Source organism: Catenuloplanes indicus (assembly GCF_030813715.1).
GTDB lineage: Bacteria > Actinomycetota > Actinomycetes > Mycobacteriales > Micromonosporaceae > Catenuloplanes > Catenuloplanes indicus.
This window is the reverse complement of sequence record NZ_JAUSUZ010000001.1, coordinates 8,151,552-8,172,824: the sequence shown is the minus strand read 5'-3', so window position 1 is coordinate 8,172,824 and position 21,273 is coordinate 8,151,552. Positions and strand designations below refer to the sequence as shown.

The following is a 21,273-nucleotide window of genomic DNA, read 5'->3' as shown; positions in this document are numbered from 1 at the left end:
ACACTGGACGCGTACTGGACGGGTACTGGAGAGGAGGCGCCGCGTGCGGATCCAGGTGCTCGGCACGGTCCGCGCCTGGCTCGGCGAGCAGCCGGTCGAGTTCACCTCGGCCGGGCAGCGCGCCGTCCTGGGCCTGCTCGCGCTCGCCGGTGGCCAGCCGGTGACCCGGCCCGAACTGATCGACTCGCTCTGGGGTGACGACCCGCCGGCCAGCGCCGTCAACGTGCTGCAGACGTACGTCAAGCACCTGCGCCGCCGGCTGGAACCGGACCGCCCGGCCCGCTCGCGCAGCCTGCTGCTCCCGCACGTCGGCGACGGCTACGCGCTGCGCGCCACCGCGGACACGCTGGATCTGCTCTGCTTCCGCCACCTGCACGCGCAGGCCGCCGCGGCCCGGCACGTCGGCGACGACCGGCGCGCGGCGGCGCTGCTGGAGCAGGCGCTGCGGCAGTGGCAGGGCGCGCCGCTGGCCGACGTGCCGCAGCTGGCCGGGCACCCGAAGGTGGTCGCGGTCGCGGCCGAGCGCGCCGCCGCGCTGGCCCGTTACGGCGAGCTGAAGATCGCGCTGGGCGAGGTCGCGGAGGCGCTGCCCGCGCTGGAGGAGGCGGTCGCGGCCCAGCCGCTGGACGAGGCCGGTCAGGCCCGGCTGATCCGCGCGTACGCCGCGGCCGGCCGGCGCGCGGACGCGTTCGAGGTCTACCACGCGGCCCGCCGCCGCCTCGCGGACGAGCTGGGCGTCGACCCAGGCCCGGAGCTGCGCGCCGCGCACGACGCGGTGCTGCGCGCCGAGGCGCCGGTCATCGCGGCCGAATCCCGGCCACGCCGGCACGTCCCCGCGCAACTGCCCGCGGACGTGCCGGACTTCGTCGGCCGGGACGGCGAACTCGCCCGGCTGGACGCACTGCTCGGCTCGCCGACCGTGGTCATCTCCGCGCTGTCCGGCACGGCCGGGGTCGGCAAGACCGCGCTCGCGGTGCGCTGGGCGCACCGGGTCCGCACCGGCTTCCCGGACGGCCAGCTCTACATCAACCTCCGGGGGTACGACGCGGAGCGCCCGGTCGCGGCCGGTGAGGCGCTCGCCCGGTTCCTCCGCTCGCTCGGCGTGCCCGGCCAGGAGGTGCCGCTGGACACGGACGAGCGGGCCGACCGCTACCGCAGCCTGCTGGACGGCCGCCGGATGCTGATCGTGCTGGACAACGCGTCCTCGGTCGCGCAGGTCCGCCCGCTGCTGCCCGGCACGGCCGGCTGCCTCACGGTGGTGACCAGCCGGGACGCGCTGCCCGGCCTGGTCGCCCGGCACGGCGCCCGCCGCCTCGACCTGGACCTGCTGCCGCACGCGGACGCGCTCGCGCTGCTGCGCCGGCTGATCGGGCCGCGCTGCGACCAGGACCCGGCCGCCACCGACGAGCTGGCCGAGCGCTGCGCCCGGCTGCCGCTGGCGCTGCGGGTGGCCGCGGAGCTGGCGCTGTCCCGCCCGTCCGTGCCGCTGCGGCAGCTGGTCGGCGAGCTGGCGGACGAACGGCGGCGGCTGTCCATGCTGGACGCGGGCGGCGACCCGGAGACCGGCGTCCGCGCGGTGTTCTCGTTCTCCTACCGGCAGCTGCCGGAACCGGCCGCGCGCGCGTTCCGGCTGCTCGGCCTGCACCCGGGCCCGGACGTCGAGCCGTACGCCGCGGCCGCGCTGTTCGACACCGGCGTGGCCCGCGCCCGGGACCTGCTGGAGTCGCTGGCCGCCGCACACCTGGTGCAGCACCACGGTTCCGGCCGGTACGCGCTGCACGACCTGCTCCGCGCGTACGCGTCCGAACTGGCGCTGCTCGACGGCGACGAGACCGGCACGGCCCGCATGCTGGACGCCTGGCTGCACACCGCGCAGACCGCGATGATCACGCTGCACCCGGCCGAACGCGACCGGTACCGGCTGTCCACCGCACCCCCGCTGCCGATGCCGCCGGTAGGCGACCCGATGGCCGCGCAGATGTGGCTGGACGACGAGCGCGGCAACCTGGCCGCGGCCGTGGCGTACGCGGCCGTGCACGACCATTCCGCGCACGCGGTCGCGCTCACCGTCACGCTGCTGCGCTACCTGGAGGGCGGCGGGCACGTGGCCGAGGCGATCGCGATGCACACCCACGCGCGGGACGCCGCGCGGCGCACCGGCGACACCGCGGCCGAGGCACAGCTGCTCAACAACATCGCGTTGATCTACAGCCAGCAGGGCCGGTTCGCGCAGGCCGCGGAGTACCTGGGGTACGCGATCGACGCGGCCCGGCGGTGCGGGGACGCGGCCGCGGAGACCCGCGCGCTCGGCAACCTCGGCCACGTCGACGCGTGGCTCGGCCGGTACGAGTCCGCGGCCGCCCACCTGCGCGAGGCGCTGGCGCTGTGCCGCCGCACCGGCGACCGCCCGGCCGAGGCGCGCGTGCTCGGCAACCTCGGCCAGATCTACCGGCGGCAGGGCCGGCACGCGGACGCGGAGACGCACCTGCGCCGCTCGGTCGAGCTGTGCCGGAGCATCTCCGACCACATCGGCGAGGCGTACGTGCTCGTCACCCTGGGCCACGTGGAGGCCGGCCGGGGCCGGCTGATCGACGCGGCCGACCACCACCGGGCCGCGCTCACGCTCTTCCGCCGCAGCACCGAACGCGGCGGTGAGGCGCTCGCGCTGGACGGCCTCGGCACCGCGGAGCTGGCGCTCGGCGACGCCGCCGGCTTCGACCACCTGCTGGAGGCGCTGACCATCTTCCGCCGGCTCGGCGAGCGCGCCGGTGAGGCACAGGCCGGCAACAGCATCGGCGAGGCACATGCCGCGGCCGGCCGGCCCGGCGCCGCGCGGGAGGCGCACACGGCCGCGCTCTCCGTGGCCCGCGAGATCGGCGACCGCTACGAACAGGCCCGTGCGCACAGCGGCCTGACCGCGGCCGCGGAGGCGCTCGCCGACGGCACCGCCGCGGCCACCCACCGCGACGCGGCCGAGGCCATCCTCACCGAGATCGGCGCGCCCCGTCCCGCGCCGATCCTGACCGGGACTACCCGGCCGGCGTGAAGAGCAGCGTGGCGTTGTGGCCGCCGAAGCCGAAGCTGTTGGTCAGCGCCGGCGCCGGCTCCCAGTCCCGCGGGGACAGCACCACGTCGATGTCCAGCGCCGGGTCCACCGTGGTGGTGCCGACCGTCGGCGGCAGCGAGCGGTGAGCGAACGTCAGCGACAGCGCGGCCGCCTCGATCGCACCGGCGCCGCCGAGGGAGTGCCCGGTCACGCCCTTGATCGACGTGACGGCGGGCCGGTGGTCGCCGAACACCGCCGCGATCGCGTCCGCCTCACCGGCGTCGTTGAGCGGCGTGGACGTGCCGTGCGCGTTGATGTGGGTGACCTCGGCCGGCGCGACGCCGCCGTCGGCGAGCGCCTCCCGCATGCACCGCGCCGCGCCCCGGCCGCCGGGCGCCGGCGCGGTGATGTGGTACGCGTCCGCGCCCGAGCCGACCCCGGCGATCTCCGCGTAGATACGGGCGCCGCGCGCCACCGCCCGGGAGCGCTCCTCCAGCACCAGGATGCCGGCGCCCTCGGCCGCGCAGAAACCGTCCCGGTCCGCGTCGAACGGGCGGGAGACGCCGGTCGGGGAGAGCGCGCGCATGTTGCCGAACCCGGCCAGGTTGACGCCGGTCAGGCAGGACTCGGTGCCGCCGGCGACGACCGTGTCCGCGCGGCCCGCGGCGATCCAGCGGGCCGCGTTGCCGATCGACTGGGTGCCGGTGGCGCACGCGGTGGAGATCGTCTCGCACGGGCCGGACAGGCCCCAGCGCATCGAGACGGCACCGGCGGCCGCGTTCGGCATCACCATCGGCACGGTCAGCGGCGAGACCCGGGCCGGGCCCTTCTCGTCCATCAGCCGGACCTGCGACTCCCACGACCACGCGCCGCCGATGCCGCAGCCGATCAGCACGCCGGTGCGCTCGCCGTCCCGCGCGGACTCCTCGGCCAGGCCGGCGTCGCCGATCGCCTCGTCCGCCGCGACCAGCGCGAGCTGGGCGAACCGGTCCAAGCGGCGGATCTCCACCTTGGACAGGCCGATCGTGGCCGGGTCGAAGCCGGTCACCTCGCGGGTGACCGACGGCGGCACGGGCTTGGCGAGACCTGCCCAGAAGTCGGCCGCACCGATCCCGCACGGTGCCACCACTCCCACACCGGTCACCACGACCCGGCGTCCGTCCCGAGACTCGAGCATCGACGATCCCCTGATATTTCCGACACGGATAGCTGCCGTGATCCAGTATCGGCTCGCCGGGTGTCAAACCCCAGTCCATCCGGTGCTCACGTGATCACCAATACGCCACGAAGCCCCCCGCCGGCACGGTGACCGGGATCGCGCTACCGTTCCGGGGTTCCGCGCGCACGACCGTACCCTCGAGGTGTTGGTCGGTGTTGAAGTGGCAGGTCAGCTCCGTGCCCGGCGGGTGCAGATCACGGTCGACGGTCACCCACGCGGTACGCGGCGCGAACGGGTCCGTGTTGATCGCGCACAGCACCTCGTGGCCGGCGAAGATACGCGACCAGGGCACGACGGCGCGCATCGGGCCGTCGCCGATGATCTGCGGCGGGCCGAACGAGACACCGTCGCCGGAGATCGGCCGCAGGTACTGCCGGCCGCGGCGCAGCGCGGGCACCCGGCGGCGCAGCGCCAGCACCCGGGCGAGCCCGCGGTAAACCGGGTGGTCCTCGTCGAACGCGTGCCGGCCGCGGCTGCGGAACGGCCCGAACGCGCCGCCGAACATCGCCTCCCGGATGTACCGGTCGTCGCCGCCCGCGCCGTCGAACAGCTGCTCGGTGCCGTAGTAGACGCACGGGATGCCGAGCGTGGCCGCGTTCAGCGCGAGCGCGGCCACGGCCAGCCGGTCACCGTGCTCGGTCGCGGCGAACCGGGCCTTCCGCGCGCCCTTGCGCACCTGGTCGTGGTCGTCGAAGCCGGTCACCACGCGATTGCGGTACCAGGTGTGCGAGTCCTTGCCGTCCTGCAGCGCGTCCCGGAACAGCCCGAAGTAGTCGACCGGGTTCTGCCGGCCCTTGACCAGCCACTCCAGGTGGTCCTGCACGTCGGCGATGCCGAGCGCCGCGTCCATGCCGACCGCCTGCAACGTCCGGAACGCGAACGAGCGCGGTCCGGTGATCTCCGCGATCAGGTAGAAGTTCTCCTTGCCGATGCTGGCCGCGAACTCGTGGATCGCGGACGCGAAGTAGCGGGCCGCGGCCGGGTCCATGTGCTTGACCGTGTCCACCCGGAAGCCGTCCAGGTCGGCGAACGCGAGCCAGAACTGGTACGCCCGGGTCAGCGCGGCCAGCGCCGGTGACGGCGAGCCGTCCGGGCGCAGCAGCGCCACGTCCTTGAGCGTCTGGAAGTCGCCGCGCAGATACTCCGGCCAGCGGTCCCAGTCCTGGATCCGGCCCTCCCGGGTGAACGTCTCCAGCGTCTGCAGCTCGGCCGGCCACACACCGGTGTCCCTGTCGGTGAGCGGCCCGAACGGCAGGACCGGCTTGCCGTCGGTGTCCCGGAAGCCCGCGACCGGGAACGTCGAGCCGTCCCAGACCGGCGCCGGGACCGCGTAGTCGAACACGTCGCCGGTGTGGTTGAGCACCACGTCCAGGATCACCCGGATGCCCATCGCGTGCGCGGTCGCCACCAGGTCGCGCAGGTCGTCCGGGGTGCCGAAGCGCGGGTCCACGTCGAGGAAGTCCTGCGTGCCGTACCCGTGGTAGCTCTCCACGCCCGGCACCTGCTTCAGGATCGGGCTGACCCAGACCGCGGTGATCCCCAGCCGGCGCAGGTAGCCGAGCTTGCCACGCAAGCCGCGCAGTGTGCCGCCGGTGAACCGCTCGCCCGCGTCCCGCCAGGCTGCGCGCTCCGCCTCGGTGCCCAGCGCGTTGCCGTGGTTCTCCGGCCGCAGCCGCGGCGTCTCGCCGAACGCGACCGACACGCCGTCGTTGTCCCGCCAGTCCCGCTCCCGCCCGTCCGAGAACCGGTCCACCATCAGGAAGTAGAGGACCTCGTCCTCCCAGGCCACCGGCGACGGATGGAACGCCCGCCCGGTCAGCCGCTCGACATCGATCTCGCTGACGCTCCGCATCCATCGTTTCTACTGCGCGCGTCCGGTCCCGAGATACCCAGCTGCCGCTTTTCAGACCCATTCGGGGGTACGTCTAGAGTCCGTTCATGATCGAGCTGCGCCGCTGGGTGGCGGCCGACGTGCCCGCGCTCGTCGACGCGTACGCCGACCCGGTGCTGCGCGCCGGCACCCGGCTGCACTGCACCACGCCCGCGGAGGCGTCGGCCTGGATCGCCATGCACGACGAGGGCTGGGCCGCCGGCACCCGCTACGGCTTCGCCGTGGTCAAGGACGCGCTGGTGCTGGGCACGGTCGCGCTGAAGCGCCCGGACCCGGCCGGCCCGCGGGGCGAGGTCGGCTACTGGACCGTCGCGGCCGCCCGTGGCCGGGGCGTCGCACCGCGCGCGGTGGGCCTGCTGACCGGCTGGGCGTTCGTCGAGTTCCCCGGGCTGGCCGCGATCGACCTGTTCCACCGTCTGGGCAACCCGGCGTCCTGCCGGGTCGCGGTCAAGTCCGGCTACCGGTACGCCGAGACGCTGCCCCCGGAGGCCCCCGGCCGCGACGGCGGCCACCGCCACGTCCGTGCCCGCGGGGCCGCGGCGAACCCGGGGCAGGCCGTGCCGGCCCCGGGTCGCGTCGTGCTCTAGCGGCAGTTCTTCCACATGGCCGGCAGGCCGGCGGCGGTGCCGTAGGCGGTGCCGGTGTCGCTGAGGGCGGTGACCCAGGCGACGGTGCCCGCCGGGAGCTGGAGCGGGATGGTGGAGCCGTTGCGGCGCTCGATGACCGTGCCCTGACCCGCGACGTCGCCGTGGCGGTTGATCGTCGCCGCGATGTCGAGGTGACGCACGTCCCGGCTCCGGCCGTCCAGGTCGAGCACCACGTACCGGGTGCCGTCCGCGGTGTCCTTGGAGTGGAGGACGTAGCCGCCGCTGATCGTCGAGCCGAAGGACCGCTCGCCGAGCTGCCGGACGTCGTCGCCGGCCCGGTCCCAGACCGTGGACCCGCCGGGGCTCCACACGAAGCTGCCGGCGTGCGCCAGGACGGTGCCGTCCTCGTCGATGTCGACCGCGTAGTGCGGGCCCTCGGCCGGCAGGACCTCGATCGTGCCGGGCGCACCGGCCGGCCAGACCACGGCGACCTGGGTGCCGTCGTAGTCCGACTTGTCGTACACCGTGCCGGCGATGTCGCCGCGTGAGTTGATCGCGAAGGCCCGGCCCGACCAGCCCTCCTCCGGCACCGTCAGCTCCTGGAGGCCGGTCGCCTCCGACCAGGCCACCGGGACGGAGTCGTAGTTCATGGTGAGCCCGTAGCCGACCGCGACGCCGGACGAGTTCACGTCGTCCAGCTTGCCCTCGCCGAACGGCAGCGACGGCACGCTGACCGCGCCGTCCTTCCAGATCACCTGCTCGGTGCCGAAGCCGTACGTGACGCTGCCGACCGCGTACCGCCCGGTGACGTCCCCGCCCGCGATGACCGTGCTGTGGACGTCGGCGCCGTCCGGCACCGGCAGGTAGGCGATGCGGCACTTCGCGGCCGTAGTCCCGGCCGGCGCGGCCCCGGCCGGTGCGGCGGTCAGCGCGACGGTGCCGAGCATGCCGGCGGCGACGAGCATGGGCGCAATCGTCCTCATTGGACTGTTCACGGCTGTTCCTCCTGCTGATCGGCGGCTGCCCCCGTGTGTCAGCCGCTCTACGTGAGGAACACGCCGCGCCCGGCGGGGCGGTTGCGGCCGGTTTCCGTCGGGGAATTGACTCTCGAGCGGCTTGAGACGCCAGAGTGATCGGTATGAACGAGCTCTACCCGATCGGAGACGTGGCGCGGCGCACCGGCCTGAGCGTCAGCGCCATCCGGTACTACGCGGACGCCGGCGTCATCGCGCCCAGCGGGCACACCGACGCCGGCTACCGGCTCTACGACGTACGGGCGATCGCGAGCCTGGAACTGGTCCGCACGCTCCGCGACCTCGGCGCCGGCCTGGACGAGATCCGCCGGCTGCTGGCCGGCGGCACCACGCTGCACGACCTCGCCGCCGCGCACCTGGAGCTGCTCGAGGCGCGGATGCGCGACTTCCAGGCCCGGCGCGCGGTCCTGCGCACCGTCGTCCGCCAGCAGACCCCGGCCGAACAGGTGAATCTGATGCACAAGCTGGTCTCCATGTCCGACGACGACCGCGCCCGGCTGATCGAGGAGTTCTGGACCGAGGTGACCGCCGGCCTGGACCTGGCGGACCTGGTCGGCGAGCTGGTGCGCATGCGCCCCCGGCTGCCGGACGACCCGGCCGTGGAACAGCTGGAGGCGTGGATCGAGCTGGCCGACACGGTCCGCGACCCCGCGTTCCGGTCCGCGGTGCGCGGCTACTTCCGGGAGACCTTCCGCGGCGCCGAGCGCTGGCCGGAGGAGGAGGCGGAGCGGCTCGCCGGGATCCTCACCGAGGCCATGATCGCGGCCCGGGGCGGCGAGCCGATCGACTCCGCGCGCGCCCGGGAACTGGCGAACCGGTACGTGACGACGCTCGCGACGCTGACCGGCGACCCGGACGTCGACCGCGTCCGGCGGCAGGTGCTCGACGCGGACCCCGGCCCGCACACCGCACGCGGCACCGCGCTGCTCGGCCGCTACCACGCACTGGTCGCCACGATCAACGGCACGCCCCGGCCCTCCGGTGCCCTCGGCTCCGTCTGGCTGTACCGCGCCGTCGGCGCGCTCTGAACCGCGACACCGGCCCTGACAGACCCAGGAAAAGCGATCCACTGGGTACGCCGGGCGCCGCGGCACACCATGGTCCTGTCCGCACGACAGGAAAAGGGGATAGATCATGGGACTCGCACTCGTCACCGGCGCGTCGTCCGGGATCGGGCAGGCTTTCGCGGAGCGCCTGGCCGCGGACGGACACGACCTGATCGTGACCGGGCGCCGCCGCGACCGGCTCGACGCGCTCGCGGCGTCCCTGCCCGGCGTCGACGTCCGGGTCGTCGTCGCGGACCTGGGCACCGACGCCGGCGTGGACACGGTCGCGGAGCTGTGCGCGAGCGAGCCGCTGACCATGCTGGTCAACAACGCGGGCGTGGCGCACTACATGCCGATGTCCGCGCTGCCGGCCGCGAAGGCCCGCGAACTGGTGCACGTCAAGGTGGTCGCACCGACCATGCTCACCCGCGCCGCGCTGCCCGGGATGATCTCCCGCGGCACCGGCACGGTCGTGGCGGTGGCCGGCATGATCGCGTTCTCCGGCCCGGCACCGGCGTCACTGATGCCACGCCGCGCCGTCTACGCCGGCACGCTGGCCCACGCGCTCACGATGACGCAGACGCTGCACGCGGAGCTGGACGGCACCGGCGTGACCGCACACGTGGTCTGCCCGGGCGTCGTCGCCACCGAGTTCCACTCGGTCCAGGGCATGGACCTGTCCGCCGTCCCCCGCATGCCGGCCGCCGACGTGGTCACCGCCGCGCTGACCGGCATCGGCCGCGGCGAGGTCGTCATCGCCCCCGGCGTCGAGGACCGCGGGCTGCTGGATTCGGTGTTCACGGCGGAGCTGGCCGCGTTCGGCGGGCAGAGCCCTCGGCTCGCGTCCCGCTACCGGGCCTGACGAGCCGCGGCACACGCGACGGTCGCGGCGTCAGGAGACCGCGGCCGGCCCGGCCCGGAGGACCCCGGGACTCGTCCGGGCGTCGTCTCCCGGGCGCCGGCCCGGCCGGGGCGTGGTTCAGCCGAGGCGCCGGGTCGGCCACCGAGCGAGGTCCGCGTCGAGGAGCGCCGGGTCGCGCGGCGGCGGGACCTCGTCGAGGATCTCGAACCGGCTGATCCGCTCGATGCGGAAGCCGCGGATCGCGTCGCGGAGCCGGCACCAGCCGGCGAGGATCCACGCGTCGCCCGCGCGCAGCAGCCCCATCGTCTCGACGTCGCGCACGGTGCTGGCCGAGGCATCCGTCTCGCCCAGGTAGGTGAGCCGCACGACCCGCCGGGCGGCGATCGCGTCGGACAGCATCCCGAGCGGCACGGCGCCGTCCGGCGGCGCCACGGCGTCGACGACCCGCATCATGCCGAGCATCTCCTGCACGGGCGCCCGGTGTGCCTCGTCCATCACGCCAGCGATCTTGGCCCGTGCGCGCCGGGCCGCCCCCTGGTACGGCGAGGACTCCAGCAGCGCGAGCCCGGCGAGCACCGCGAGCGACTCGGCGGCGGACAGGTTCAGCGGGGGCAAGGAATACTCGCGCAGGATCGAGTAGCCGCCCGCCGCGCCGTGGTCCGCGTAGATCGGCACCCCGGCCCGCTGGAGTGATCCGATGTCGCGTTCGATGGTGCGTGCGGACACGCCGAACTCGCCGGCGAGCCGAGCGGCGGACCACGGCCGGCGTGCTCCGCGGAGCAGGTCGACGAGGGCGTACTGCCGCTCGGCTCGCTTCATCCCCCGAGTCTGGCAGAGCCGGGTCGCGCGTCAGCTGCGCATGCTCCGCTGCCCGCCGACCGACCAGACCCGCCGGACCCGGCCGTCCGCGGCGAAGTCGAACACGTCGACACCGCCCACGAGAAGCTCGCCCGCCTGCATGTCCCACAGCAGCCGGCCGTGGTCACCGTCGATCGCGTCCGCGACGTTCGTGAAGACGACACCCGGATGCTGCCCGTGCCACCAGGCGAGGTACCGCGCGAAGTCGTCGGCGGTGCGGATGTCGTCCGCGGGAGTCGACCCGTCGGACTCGGTCACGGCGAAATGGATGCGGAAGTCGTCGGCGCAGATCTGTCGCGCGATCTCGCCGTCGCCGTTCCACATCGTCAGCCACAGGTCCAGGGACCGCCGGGCGCTGGAGTCGATCGTGGCTGCGGGTGTCGTGTTCTCGGTCATGCCGCCACTCTCGGGCCCCACCGCGACAACGGTGTGTCGGTGTTCGGCGACATTTCCCGGCGACGCGGCGCCGGCGAGACGTCGGGCCGGGCCGGTCAGGAGATGGTGACCGGGCCGGTGCGGAGCAGCCCGTCGTCCAGCGGTGTGCAGCGGACGCCGCCGCGCCGGCGCAGTGCGCGCCACGCGCCCGGGGCGATCGTGACGTCCATCCACGCGCACGGGTGCGCCGCGCGGTTGACCCGCAGCCGCACCGGGCCGTCGCCGGAGTCCAGCGTGAGCACCGTGCCGACCAGCTCGTCGACCGGCACGCCGGTCAGCAGCACGTTGCGGCGCACCTCGGCGAGCCCGGCGCCGGGCGGCAGCGACTCGGCCGCGATCAGCGTGATGCTCGCGTCGCGGTGCGCCGGGTGGCCGAAGTAGCGATCGCCGACAATGCCCAGGCCGGCCCGGACCAGCACCGAGTCGCGCAGCTCGCCCGCCGGTGCCGGAGCCGGGCCGTCCTGCGGGCGGCCCTCGAACCGGTGCACCGGCGAGGCCAGCAACTGCAGGATCTCGGCGTTCATCCGGCAATAGTGCCGCACCGCCCCGCACCTGCCACGTACCGCCATGAAAGGGTTCCGGTGGGGAGGATCGCGCAGAGGGGAAAGCCGGTACGGATGGTCGAAACAATGGCGCTGGTGCTGGGCGGGCTCGTGGTGGTGATGGTGGCGAACGCCGTCGCGCACCGCAGTGGCCTGCCCGCCTCGGTCCTGCTGGTCGTCGCGGGGATCGGGTACGGTTATCTGCCCGGGCCGAACCTCGAGCTCGACCCGGACGTCGTGCTCTACCTGGTGATCCCGCCGCTGCTGTACGCGGCGGCGCTGGAGTCGAGCCTCACCGCGATCAAGCGGAACATGCGTACGGTGCTGGGCCTGTCCGTGGGCCTGGTCCTGGCCACCGCACTGCTGGTCGGCCTCGGCCTGGACCTGTTCGTGGCCGGGGTGACGCTGGCGGCCGGCATCGCGGTCGGCGCCGCGGTCGCGCCGCCGGACCCGGTCGCGGCGCTGTCCATCGGCCGGAAGGCGGGCCTGCCGCCGCGGCTGATCACGCTGGTCGAGGGTGAGGGGCTGCTCAACGACGCGACCGCGCTGACGATCCTGAAGGTCGCGGTGCTGGCCACGGTCAGCGGGCACTTCTCGCTCGGGCACGCGGTCGGCGAGTTCTCCCTGATGGCGGCCGGTGGCCTGGCGATCGGCCTGGCGTCGGCGTGGCTGCTCGGGCAGGTCCGCCGCCGGATCACCGATCCGCTGATCGACACCGCGCTGTCGCTGGGTACGCCGTTCGCGGTGTTCCTGGTCGCCGAGGAGATCCACGTCTCCGGCGTGCTGGCCGTGGTGGTCTGCGGCCTGTGGCTGGGCCACCGGGCGCCGTCGATGACGACGAGCCGGTCCCGGCTGCAGTCCCGGCCGGTGTGGCACTTCGTGGAGTACCTGCTCGAGGGGTACGTGTTCGTGCTGATCGGGCAGCAGCTGCCGTCGGTGCTGCGCGCGCTCACCGAGTACAGCTGGGCCACGATCGTCTCCGCCGCCGGGATCACGGTCGCGGTGGTGCTGCTGCTGCGGCCGGTCTGGCTGTACGTGATGGCGCACCTGCCCGGCCACATGCACGCGCGGCTGGGCGGCGACCCGAACCGGAACAACCCGGCGTTGTCGCTGCGCGAGCTGACCGCGCTGACCTGGGCCGGCACCCGCGGCGTGATCACGCTGGCCGCGGTCTTCACGCTGCCGGGCGACACGCCGAACCGGGATCTGCTGCTGTTCTGCGCGTACATCGTGGTGCTGGTGACGCTGATCGGGCAGGGCCTGACGTTCGGCCCGTTGCTGCGCGTGCTGCGGATCCCGGGCACGGACGTGAGCCGCGCCCGGACCCGCAACGAGGCCCGCGCGGCCGCGATGGAGGCCGCGGTGGCCCGGCTGGACGAGCTGGAGGAGTCGGAGGACCCGGCGATCCGCGCGTCGCTGCCGGGCGCGCGCCGGCTGGCCGAGGCCCGCCTGGAGCGCTACCGCGGCCGGCTGGCCGTGCTGAACGCAACCGAGGACGAGGCCCTGCCGGTCAACGAGGAGTACCGCGCCGCACAGCAAGCGCGCCGGGAGATGATCATGGCGCAGCGCGAGGAGCTGCTGTCCTGGCGGGACAACGGCCTGCTCGAGGACGCCGACCTGCGGATCCTGGAGCGCGAGCTGGACCACGAGGAGAGCATCCTGCCCTCCCCCGGCAAACACTGAGCACGGACGGGGCCGGGTCGACGACCCGGCCCCGAACCGGAATGTCCCGTGACCAGCAGGGGTTGGGGCCGAGTATGACGCCTGACGAGCTGCACGACCTGCTGGCCAGCACCAAGATCGGCATTCTCGCCACCATCAAGAAGGACGGCCGGCCGCAACTCTCGCCGGTCACGCACTACTTCGACCGGGAGGCCGGCACCATCCTGGTGTCGATCACCGAGGGCCGGGCCAAGACCGCGAACCTGCGCCGCGACCCGCGCGCCACACTGGAGGCGACCAGCCCGGACGGCTGGTCCTGGGTGACGGCCGAGGGCACGGCCACGCTCACCGGCCCCGGCACCGACCCGGACGGCCCCGAGGTCGCCGCGCTGATCGACTACTACCGCAAGGCGGCCGGCGAACACCCGGACTGGGACGACTACAAGCGCGCCATGGTCGCCGACCGCCGCGTCCTGCTCACCATCACCGTCGACCACGTCTACGGCGCACGCATCCGCTGAGCGATCGCGCCCGGCCGGAAACGGCCGGGCGCATTCCGTCACAGCGCCGGGACCGGGGCCTCGGCGAGGCGGCCGTCGCGGAGCGTGAGGACGCGGTCGGCCAGGTCGATCAGGGTCGGGTCGTGCGTGGCGACGAGGACGCACATGCCGCGCGAGGCGACCAGCGCGCGCAGCAGGTCCATGATGGACCGTCCGGTCTCCGAGTCGAGCTGGCCGGTCGGCTCGTCCGCGATCAGCAGCGGCGGGTCGTTGGCCAGCGCGCGGGCGACCGCGACGCGCTGCTGCTGGCCGCCGGACAGCTCGTACGGCCGCTGGTTCGCGTGACCGCCGAGCCCGACCAGCTCCAGCAGCAGCGAGATGCGCTCCTCGCGTACCGCCGGGGGTTGTCTGTTGAGGCGCAGCGGCACGCTCACGTTCTCGGCCGCGGACAGGATCGGGATCAGTCCGAACGACTGGAACACGAAGCCGATCGTGGTGCGGCGCAGCTTCAGCAGCTCCTTCTCGGACGCGGCGGTCACGTCGTGCCCGTCGATCACGATCTGCCCGGACGACGGCCGGTCCAGGCCGCCGACCATGTTGAGCAGCGTGGTCTTGCCGGCGCCGGACCGGCCGCGCACCGCGACCAGTTCGCCCCGGTTCGCGGTGAACGACACGGCCCGGACAGCCTCGACGTCGCCGTAGTTCCGGCTCACGCCGGACACTGAGATGATCATTTTTCCTGCCCCGGGAAGACGGCGACGTGATCGGGTTCCAGCGTGAGCTTGACGCGCTCGCGCAGTGCCAGCTCGTCGACGAACGTGGCCGGCAGCTGCAGCCGGCCGCTGCGGTCGATCACCGCGTACTCCTCGGTGATCAGTTCTTCCACGCCGTCCTCGGAAAGACGTGCGGACCGGCGCACCTCCGCGGACGTCCGGCCGTCGCGGATCTGCACCGTGCGGCGGACCTGCGAGGACACCGAGTGGTCGTGCGTGACGATGACGACGGTGACGCCCAGTTCCGCGTTGATCGTGCGGAGCGCGCCGAACACCTCCGCGGCCGTGGCCTCGTCCAGCTCACCGGTCGGCTCGTCGGCGAACAGCACCTCCGGGTTGTTCGCCACCGCCACCGCGACCGCGACGCGCTGCTGCTGGCCGCCGGACATCTCGCCCGGCCGCCGGTTCGCCAGCTCGCCCACGCCGAGCATGCCGAGCAGCTCCTGCGCGCGCTTGGCCGCGCCGCGGCCGCGCCGGGCCAGCTGCTGCGGCAGCTCCACGTTCTCCCTCGCGGTCAGGTAGGGCAGCAGGTTCCGCGCGGTCTGCTGCCAGATGAACCCGACCGTGTGCCGCCGGTAGGTGAGGCGCTTGCGCGGCGACATGGTCAGCAGGTCGTAACCGGCGACCCGGGCGATCCCGGCGGTCGGCACGTCCAGGCCGGAGAGCACGTTCAGCATGGTCGACTTGCCGGAGCCGGACGCGCCGACGATCGCGACCAGCTCGCCGCGGTCGACGACCAGGTCCAGGCCCTGCAGCGCGAAGACCTCCACGCCCTCGGTCTTGAAGATCCGCACCAGGCCGTCGCAGACGATGTGCCCGCGCAGCCGGTCGGTGCCGCCCGCCCGCGCGGCGGCGCGTTCGGCCGCCCGTCGCTGCAGGGTGGCCAGATCAGGGGCCGCCATCAGTTCTCCTCTCCGAGGCGGAGCACCTCGCCGAGGCGCATCCGGCGATTCAGCCCGCTCTCCACCAGCAGGGCCAGCAGCAGCGCCAGCACCATGAGCAGCGGAACACCCAACACCAACACCGGATCCACATGAGTACGGACCGGCGCGCCGGCCGTGAACCCGCCGAGCCCGAGCGCGGGCCCGAGGATCTGCGGCAGCGCGACCCCGACCGCGCCACCGGCGAGCACCGCGACCGCGACCAGCGGCAGCAGCTCGTAGACCAGCAGACCGCGGCCCTGCCCGGCGGACAGGCCCATGGTCCGCAGCCTCGACAGCGTCCGCCCGCGCCCGGCCGCGTCGGCCAGCACGGTGAACCCGACCGCGAGCAGCGCCAGCAGCGTCGCACCGGTGGCACCGGCCGCGAACGTGAAGCTGAGCACGCCGTTGACGCCGCCGCTCTCCATCACGTCCCGGTAACCGGCCCAGGTGACGACCGTGGCCCGCCGTTCCAGCTGGGTGTCGGGCACCGGGCGGCCGAAGACGGTGGCGAAGTAGTCGAGCTGGCCCTGGTCACCGGTCGCGGTCAGCTCCGCGGTGGAGAAGCCGTCGCCGGCGATCAGGAACCGGTTCGGCACGATCTCCGCGTTCTGCGGCAACGGCAGCGCGGCGGCCGGGAGCGCGATGAACGCGCGGGCACCCATGTCCAGGCCGGGTAGCGAGTCGACGACCGCGGCGACCCGGAACGCGTACCGCCGGCCCTGCACCTCGGTGGCGCCGCCGTCGCCGACCTCGGCCGCGACCGACGGCGACACCACGGCCGGGACCGGCGCGTCGTCCGTGGCGACCCGGGCCGAGTCGAGCAGCACCGGTGGCAGCGTGACGCCGAGCCCGCTGTCCCGCAGCACCCGCGCCATCGCGGGACCGTCCACCACGACCTGCTGGGCCTGGGTGGTCTCGTGGCTGCCGGTGCCGAGCCGGTCCTGCAGCCGGACACCGGATTCCACGCTCAACGGCACGACCGAGGTCACGCCGTTGAGCTTCTCCAGGGAAGCGGCCGTGCCGGGGCCGAACGCGTACCCGGTCAGCTGCGCGTCGCCGGCCACCGCGCTGTCCGCGGCGCGGTCCCGGGCGTACCCGATGGTGCTGGTGACCACGCTGGTGAAGACGCCGGTCGCGATCGCCACGACCAGCACCGCGAGCGGGCCGAGACTGACCGGCGCGGCCCGCCCGGCTCGGGCCAGGCCGAGGAACGGCACCACGCTGCGGGACCGGTGTGCGAACCGGCCGACCTGGCGCAGCGGCCACGGCACCGACCGCACCGCGACCAGCGCGGCCGCGACCGCGAGCAGCACCGGCACGGACGCGAGGAACGGGTCGACGCCGACGTCCTGGCTGAGCCCGCGGCGGCGCAGCACGACCACGCCGAGCACCGCGAGCAGCAGCAGGAAGCCCTCGACCGCGAGGCGGCGCAGCGACGGGCGCAGCGCGATCAAATCCTGCCGGCCGCCGAGGAACCCGGTCCGCACCGACATCGCCAGCACCGGTACGGACAGCGTGGCGACCAGCCCGATGCCGAGCACGGACCACCACTCCCCCTCCGCCGCGCGGCCGGGCAGCAGCGTGCCGGCCGCCCAGCCGGCGAGCACCGCGGCCGGCACGATCACCGTGGTCTCGGCGAGCGTACGCAGGCCGATCGCGGTGCCGGTGCCGCCGCGGGCGCGCAGCAGCGACAGCTCGTCCCGCCGCCGGTCCACGGCCAGCCGGGCGGCCAGCACGATCAGCCCGAGCAGCGTGGCGACCAGGCCGGACAGCACCACCGCGAGCAGTGCCGCGACCGCGCGCCGCCGGCCCTGAAAGTCCAGCAGTTCCCGGTCCAGCGAGGTGGTCAGCCGCAGGCCCTCGTCCGGCGGCGTGCGCTTGGCCTCGGCGATCGCGGTGACCAGCGGGGGCAGGCCGTCCGCGGTCAACCGGGTCTCGTCGACGCGGTACCGCCACTCGTAGGCCAGCATGCCGGTGCCGTCCGCCGCGGTACCCAGGCCGTCCGCGTCGGTCAGCACGGTGGCCCGCCACGTCGTGTCCGTGGAGGCCGGCCCGCAGGCGACGGTGGCCAGCACGACGTTGTCCCAGTCCGGTGCCGCCGGGTCCAGCGGCGCGTAGACGCCGACGATCTCCGCCGCCACCGGCGTCTCGGTCGCGCCGGTCACCGCGAACGCGGTCCCGTCCCGCACGCCGAGCCGGAACGCGGCCTCCTCGGAGACCATCACCTCGACCGGGCCGCCCGCCCTGGTGTCCGGCGCCCGGCCGGCCGTGATCCGCAGCCTGCCGGTCAGGCCGGCCTGGTAGCGGAACGACAGGCTGGGCGGGCACGGCGTGGCGAACCGGCCCTGCGCCACGGCCACCTGGGGTTTCCCGATCGCGGGCGGCTGGCCACCGACCTGCGCGGCGAACCAGCGCCCGCCGACCGCGTCGGGCAGCGGCGCGGGCATCACCTGCCGGTAGCCCTCCAGCCGTCCCTCCGCGCCGGTCACCCGGACCTTGCCGTCGATCTCCGGCTCCACGCCGTAGGTGAGGTCGCGGGCCGCGAAGTGCAGTGCGCGCACGTCCGCGCGCAGGCCGTCGTCGGTGAACCCGTTCGCCAGCCGGGGCACGCCGCTGACCAGCAGCGACGCCACCAGCCCGAGCGCCGCGAGGAGAGCCAGACATCCGGCCGCCGCCCGTATCCGCCGCAGGAGTCTCATCGATCCTCTCCGATCCGCAGCTGGGCGACGGCCAGCCGGTTGCGCAGGTTCAGGGCGGACAGCGCGGACAGCCCGAGTGCCAGGCCGAGCAGCAGCGCGCCGGTCACGCCGACCGCCGGCCAGTCGACCTGCAGCACCGGTTCCGGCACCGGTCTCTCCGCGGACGGCGTCAGCACCACCAGCGGCGCCATCGTGGCCGCGACCGCGATGCCGACGCCGAGCCCGGCCAGCACGCCGAGCCCGGCCAGGAACGCCTGCTCGATCAGGAGCGCGCGGGCCAGCTGGCGGGCGCCGACGCCGAGCGTGTGCAGCACCGCCATCTCGGTCAGCCGGCGGCGCCCGGTGGCGCGCACGTCCACCGCGACGCCGACGGCGGCCAGCAGCACCGCGCCGAGCGCGGCCGCGAACAGCGCGGCCCGGGCACCGACGCCGTACGGATCGGAGTCCGCCGCACCGCCGAGCGCGACCCGGTCCAGCACGGTCAGGCCGCCGAGCGCGCGGGCCGCGTCCGCCGCCTCGGTCCGGGTGCCGGGCCCGGCCGACACCCACCACTCCTGCGGGCCGCGGGTCAGTCCCCAGGCGTTGAACACGGCGGAGCTCAGCGACGGCAGGTCGACCAGCAGCGACGCGGTCTGGGTGCCGCCCGGCAGCGAGTCGGCGCGGCCGGTGACGACCACCGCGACCGAGGCGCCACCGAGCGACATCCGGGTCGTGCCGCCGACGTCCAGCCGCAGCGCGGACAGCGCGGCCGGGGTGGCGACCACCGGCACCGCCAGCTGCTCGGTGGCCTTCGGCACCACCGCGAACGTGAACGACCGGACCCCGAAGAGCACCCCCTGGACCGTGTACGCGGCGCGCACCCCGCCGCCCTCGACCGCCGCGTCGCTGACCCGGCCGGCCCGGTCCGTGCCGTTCCAGCGCGGCGCACCGCCGGTCAGGTCCAGCGGCGTGCCGTCCACGGCCAGCCCGGTCAGCGCCCAGTTCAGCCGCTCGCCGTTGCCGCCGACCGCGTCGACCACGAAACCGGCCAGCCGGTCCGGGCCAGACGGCAGCGCCACGTCGAAGCGGGCCAGGTCGCCGGACCAGGCCTCGCCGAGCGCCAGCCGGTAGGTGGTGCCGTGCCCGTCCGCGAGCACGGCCGTGGCCCGGATCGGCGACCGCACGCCGTCGCCGGTGAACGCGCCGGTCAGCCGGGTACCGCCGGGCGGCAGCGGCACGGCCGGTGCGGTCCGGCGTGCCTCGGCCAGCCCGCCGAGCAGCCGGCCGGCGCCGCCCCCGGCCAGGTCGTCGCGCAGCCGCAGCACGCCGGGCGCGTCCGCCGCGTCCAGCGCCACCATGTCGCCGAGCGTGTTCTCCGGCCCCATCCGCAGGCTGTCCCGCCAGGCGGGCAGCACGGTCGCGGCACCGGGCAGCCCGGCCAGCTGCGCGGCGCGTCCGGCCGGCGCGACGCCGTCCTGCTCGACCAGCCGCAGGTCGGCACCGGTGACGTGGTCGGCCTGGTCGGTGTTGGACCGGCTGGACGTGCCGGCCAGGCACCACGCGACCGTGCTGACCGCGACCGCGAGCGAGAGCAGCAGCACCGGACCGGCGTGCGGGCGGCGCCCGGCCTGCCAGGTGCCGAACGTCGCGGAGATCCACTGCTTGCGGTCGGCCAGGCGCTCGGCCAGCCGCGTCACCGGCGGCAGCAGCCGCAGCGCGACCACCGCGCCGCCCAGCACCGCGATCGTCGGCGTGGCCGCGAGCAGCGGATCGATGCCGAGGCCGGCGCCGGACCCGGCCAGCGGCGAGGAGTATTGCCGCAGCTGCATCCAGCCGAGCGCGGCCAGCGCAATCAGCAGCAGGTCCAGGCCTGCTCGCTGGAACAGCGTGCGCTTCGCCGGGCGGGCGCGGGCGGCCAGCTCACCGGCGTAGGTGCCGCCCGTGCGCAGCGCCGGTGCCAGCATCGCAAGGCCGCAGCCGAGCGCGGCCAGCGCGGCCACGATCCAGGCGAGCGCGTCCGTCGACGGGTGCAGGTCGATCGCGGCGTCGCGCAGCAGCGGCAGCTCACCGGCCGCGCCGACCAGCCGGGTGGCCAGCGGCGGCGCGATCATCGCGGCGGGCAGCACCACCAGCAGCGCCTCGCGCGCGGCCAGCCCGGCCAGCTGGTTGCGGGCGGCGCCGCGGGCGCGCAACAGCGCGGTCTCGTCCCGGCGCTGCTCGGTGAGCAGGCCGGCGACCAGCAGTAGCGCATACCCGCTCAGCACGACCACCAGCAGCATCGGCGTGACCAGCGCGGACCGGCCGACCAGCTCCGCGGCGGCCAGCCGGTCGGCGAGCGCGCCGATGTCCGAGGTGACCAACCCGGAGCTGCCCAGCCCGGTCGCCTCCGGCAGCCCTTCGGCGATCACGGCCGCGTCCCGCGCGATCCCGTGCAGCTCGGTCAGCGCGACGCCGTTCAGGTCCGGCTCGGCCAGCCAGGCCACGGACGCGTTGGCCAGGAAGTGCGCGACGAACGTGTCCCGGCCGACCACGAACGGGCCGTAGGCCGATGACTGGTCCGGGGTCAGCCGCCAGTAGGCGTCGTCCGGGTCGTTCGGCGCCCACAGCCCGGTGACGGTCACGCCGGTGACCCGCTTGCTGACCCGGTCCAGGATCGGCACCGTGTCGCCGGCGCGCACGCCGAGCACGGCCGCGGCGTCCTCGGCCAGCGCGGCCTGCAGGCCGTCGGCCGCGGGCCAGGCGCCGGTCACCAGGTTCGCGTGGTTCTCGATGCCGTCCAGGAAGACCACGGACGCGTAGACCGTGCCGTCGTCGTCCGGCTGGGCGGTTCCGGTGTCGCCGACCAGTTGCCGGCCGGCCGCGTACCCGGCGCCGGAGACCGCGGTCGCCCGCCCGCCGAGCCCGGCCGCCAGCCGCTCCCGCACCTTGCGGTCCCGCTCGGCCAGGCCGGCCGCGTCACCGCCCGCCGATCCCCGGATCAGCATCGAGCGCTGATCACCGTCCGCCGCGGACACCGCGCCACGCGCGCCTGCGTCGACGACCTCGCGGCTGTAGCCGGCCAGTCCCGTCAGCAGCGCCGTCGCGATCAACGTTGCCGCGACGGCCGCGACCAGCAGGCTCCTCGCCGCGCGGGCGCGCCGCATCACCAGCCTCATCGCCGCCGTCAACTCCTCACCCCGGGCGGCGCTGTTCGCCTCCCTCAGTCAGACAGGAGAGG

The 21,273-nt window shown here is 74.8% G+C and carries 16 protein-coding genes; 6 read left to right on the top strand and 10 right to left on the bottom strand.

The window, feature by feature from the left end; genetic code table 11:
* Positions 1 to 43: 43 nt before the first annotated feature.
* Positions 44 to 3,046, top strand: a complete 3,003-nt coding sequence (locus tag J2S42_RS36625) for an AfsR/SARP family transcriptional regulator (protein ID WP_307246794.1) — start codon at positions 44 to 46, stop codon at positions 3,044 to 3,046.
* On the opposite strand, the gene J2S42_RS36620 is transcribed toward J2S42_RS36625, so the two are convergent.
* Together J2S42_RS36620 and J2S42_RS36615 are read right to left on the bottom strand one after the other, a co-directional pair.
* Entirely contained in the window at positions 3,030 to 4,223 is a 1,194-nt protein-coding gene (locus J2S42_RS36620) for a beta-ketoacyl-[acyl-carrier-protein] synthase family protein (RefSeq protein ID WP_307246791.1), read from the bottom strand. The genes J2S42_RS36625 and J2S42_RS36620 overlap by 17 nt on opposite strands.
* Before the next feature lie 94 nt (positions 4,224 to 4,317).
* Entirely contained in the window at positions 4,318 to 6,117 is a 1,800-nt protein-coding gene (locus tag J2S42_RS36615; RefSeq protein ID WP_307246789.1) for an alpha-amylase family glycosyl hydrolase, read from the bottom strand.
* Between the two features lie 86 nt (positions 6,118 to 6,203).
* Here J2S42_RS36615 and J2S42_RS36610 point away from each other — a divergent pair, with 86 nt between their 5' ends.
* Entirely contained in the window at positions 6,204 to 6,743 is a 540-nt protein-coding gene (locus J2S42_RS36610) for a GNAT family N-acetyltransferase (RefSeq protein ID WP_307246788.1), read from the top strand.
* On the opposite strand, the gene J2S42_RS36605 is transcribed toward J2S42_RS36610, so the two are convergent.
* Complete coding sequence (locus tag J2S42_RS36605) at positions 6,740 to 7,708, bottom strand: hypothetical protein (RefSeq protein WP_307246786.1); 969 nt, start codon at positions 7,706 to 7,708, stop codon at positions 6,740 to 6,742. The genes J2S42_RS36610 and J2S42_RS36605 overlap by 4 nt on opposite strands.
* Before the next feature lie 173 nt (positions 7,709 to 7,881).
* On the opposite strand from J2S42_RS36605, the gene J2S42_RS36600 reads away from it, so the two are divergent.
* Entirely contained in the window at positions 7,882 to 8,805 is a 924-nt protein-coding gene (locus J2S42_RS36600) for a helix-turn-helix domain-containing protein (RefSeq protein WP_370879332.1), read from the top strand.
* Between the two features lie 106 nt (positions 8,806 to 8,911).
* A complete protein-coding gene (locus J2S42_RS36595; protein WP_307246784.1) occupies positions 8,912 to 9,685 on the top strand; it encodes an SDR family NAD(P)-dependent oxidoreductase in 774 nt (257 codons plus the stop codon).
* Between the two features lie 117 nt (positions 9,686 to 9,802).
* Here J2S42_RS36595 and J2S42_RS36590 read toward each other — a convergent pair whose 3' ends face one another.
* From J2S42_RS36590 to J2S42_RS36580, 3 genes are all read right to left on the bottom strand, one after another.
* Entirely contained in the window at positions 9,803 to 10,504 is a 702-nt protein-coding gene (locus J2S42_RS36590) for a helix-turn-helix transcriptional regulator (protein WP_307246782.1), read from the bottom strand.
* A 30-nt stretch (positions 10,505 to 10,534) separates the two neighbouring features.
* On the bottom strand, positions 10,535 to 10,939 hold the full coding sequence (locus tag J2S42_RS36585; RefSeq protein ID WP_307246780.1) for a nuclear transport factor 2 family protein: 405 nt from the start codon (positions 10,937 to 10,939) through the stop codon (positions 10,535 to 10,537).
* A 95-nt stretch (positions 10,940 to 11,034) separates the two neighbouring features.
* Positions 11,035 to 11,502, bottom strand: coding sequence for a molybdenum cofactor biosysynthesis protein (locus J2S42_RS36580; RefSeq protein ID WP_307246778.1), 468 nt, complete (start codon positions 11,500 to 11,502; stop codon positions 11,035 to 11,037).
* Positions 11,503 to 11,607: 105 nt separating this feature from the next.
* Here J2S42_RS36580 and J2S42_RS36575 point away from each other — a divergent pair, with 105 nt between their 5' ends.
* Together J2S42_RS36575 and J2S42_RS36570 are read left to right on the top strand one after the other, a co-directional pair.
* The gene (locus J2S42_RS36575; RefSeq protein ID WP_307246775.1) at positions 11,608 to 13,203 is read left to right on the top strand and encodes a Na+/H+ antiporter; all 1,596 of its coding nucleotides are present in this window, start codon (positions 11,608 to 11,610) and stop codon (positions 13,201 to 13,203) included.
* A gap of 74 nt (positions 13,204 to 13,277) precedes the next feature.
* Positions 13,278 to 13,703 (top strand): PPOX class F420-dependent oxidoreductase, encoded by a 426-nt coding sequence (locus tag J2S42_RS36570; protein ID WP_307246773.1) that lies wholly within the window; start codon positions 13,278 to 13,280, stop codon positions 13,701 to 13,703.
* A 38-nt stretch (positions 13,704 to 13,741) separates the two neighbouring features.
* Here the strand turns inward: J2S42_RS36570 and J2S42_RS36565 are convergent, their stop codons facing one another.
* Genes J2S42_RS36565 through J2S42_RS36550 form a run of 4 tightly spaced genes read right to left on the bottom strand, consistent with a single transcriptional unit; the run spans position 13,742 to position 21,211 of the window.
* Positions 13,742 to 14,416, bottom strand: a complete 675-nt coding sequence (locus tag J2S42_RS36565) for an ABC transporter ATP-binding protein (protein WP_307246771.1) — start codon at positions 14,414 to 14,416, stop codon at positions 13,742 to 13,744.
* On the bottom strand, positions 14,413 to 15,357 hold the full coding sequence (locus J2S42_RS36560; protein ID WP_307246770.1) for an ABC transporter ATP-binding protein: 945 nt from the start codon (positions 15,355 to 15,357) through the stop codon (positions 14,413 to 14,415). The genes J2S42_RS36565 and J2S42_RS36560 overlap by 4 nt, the downstream gene beginning before the upstream one ends.
* A complete protein-coding gene (locus tag J2S42_RS36555; protein WP_307246767.1) occupies positions 15,357 to 18,077 on the bottom strand; it encodes an FtsX-like permease family protein in 2,721 nt (906 codons plus the stop codon). The genes J2S42_RS36560 and J2S42_RS36555 overlap by 1 nt, the downstream gene beginning before the upstream one ends.
* The gene (locus tag J2S42_RS36550; RefSeq protein WP_307246765.1) at positions 18,074 to 21,211 is read right to left on the bottom strand and encodes an FtsX-like permease family protein; all 3,138 of its coding nucleotides are present in this window, start codon (positions 21,209 to 21,211) and stop codon (positions 18,074 to 18,076) included. Before J2S42_RS36550 ends, J2S42_RS36555 begins: the two co-directional genes overlap by 4 nt.
* Positions 21,212 to 21,273: the final 62 nt, after the last annotated feature.

Excerpts from the sequence above, each read along its gene's own strand:
- J2S42_RS36575 (WP_307246775.1), top strand. The coding sequence starts at position 11,608 with ATGGCGCTGGTGCTGGGCGGGCTCGTGGTGGTGATGGTGGCGAACGCC.
- J2S42_RS36550 (WP_307246765.1), bottom strand. The coding sequence starts at position 21,211 with ATGAGGCTGGTGATGCGGCGCGCCCGCGCGGCGAGGAGCCTGCTGGTC.
- J2S42_RS36605 (WP_307246786.1), bottom strand. The coding sequence starts at position 7,708 with ATGCTCGTCGCCGCCGGCATGCTCGGCACCGTCGCGCTGACCGCCGCA.
- J2S42_RS36570 (WP_307246773.1), top strand. The coding sequence starts at position 13,278 with ATGACGCCTGACGAGCTGCACGACCTGCTGGCCAGCACCAAGATCGGC.
- J2S42_RS36595 (WP_307246784.1), top strand. The coding sequence starts at position 8,912 with ATGGGACTCGCACTCGTCACCGGCGCGTCGTCCGGGATCGGGCAGGCT.
- J2S42_RS36615 (WP_307246789.1), bottom strand. The coding sequence starts at position 6,117 with ATGCGGAGCGTCAGCGAGATCGATGTCGAGCGGCTGACCGGGCGGGCG.
- J2S42_RS36565 (WP_307246771.1), bottom strand. The coding sequence starts at position 14,416 with ATGATCATCTCAGTGTCCGGCGTGAGCCGGAACTACGGCGACGTCGAG.
- J2S42_RS36585 (WP_307246780.1), bottom strand. The coding sequence starts at position 10,939 with ATGACCGAGAACACGACACCCGCAGCCACGATCGACTCCAGCGCCCGG.
- J2S42_RS36555 (WP_307246767.1), bottom strand. The coding sequence starts at position 18,077 with ATGAGACTCCTGCGGCGGATACGGGCGGCGGCCGGATGTCTGGCTCTC.
- J2S42_RS36620 (WP_307246791.1), bottom strand. The coding sequence starts at position 4,223 with ATGCTCGAGTCTCGGGACGGACGCCGGGTCGTGGTGACCGGTGTGGGA.
- J2S42_RS36590 (WP_307246782.1), bottom strand. The coding sequence starts at position 10,504 with ATGAAGCGAGCCGAGCGGCAGTACGCCCTCGTCGACCTGCTCCGCGGA.
- J2S42_RS36560 (WP_307246770.1), bottom strand. The coding sequence starts at position 15,357 with ATGGCGGCCCCTGATCTGGCCACCCTGCAGCGACGGGCGGCCGAACGC.
- J2S42_RS36580 (WP_307246778.1), bottom strand. The coding sequence starts at position 11,502 with ATGAACGCCGAGATCCTGCAGTTGCTGGCCTCGCCGGTGCACCGGTTC.
- J2S42_RS36610 (WP_307246788.1), top strand. The coding sequence starts at position 6,204 with ATGATCGAGCTGCGCCGCTGGGTGGCGGCCGACGTGCCCGCGCTCGTC.
- J2S42_RS36600 (WP_370879332.1), top strand. The coding sequence starts at position 7,882 with ATGAACGAGCTCTACCCGATCGGAGACGTGGCGCGGCGCACCGGCCTG.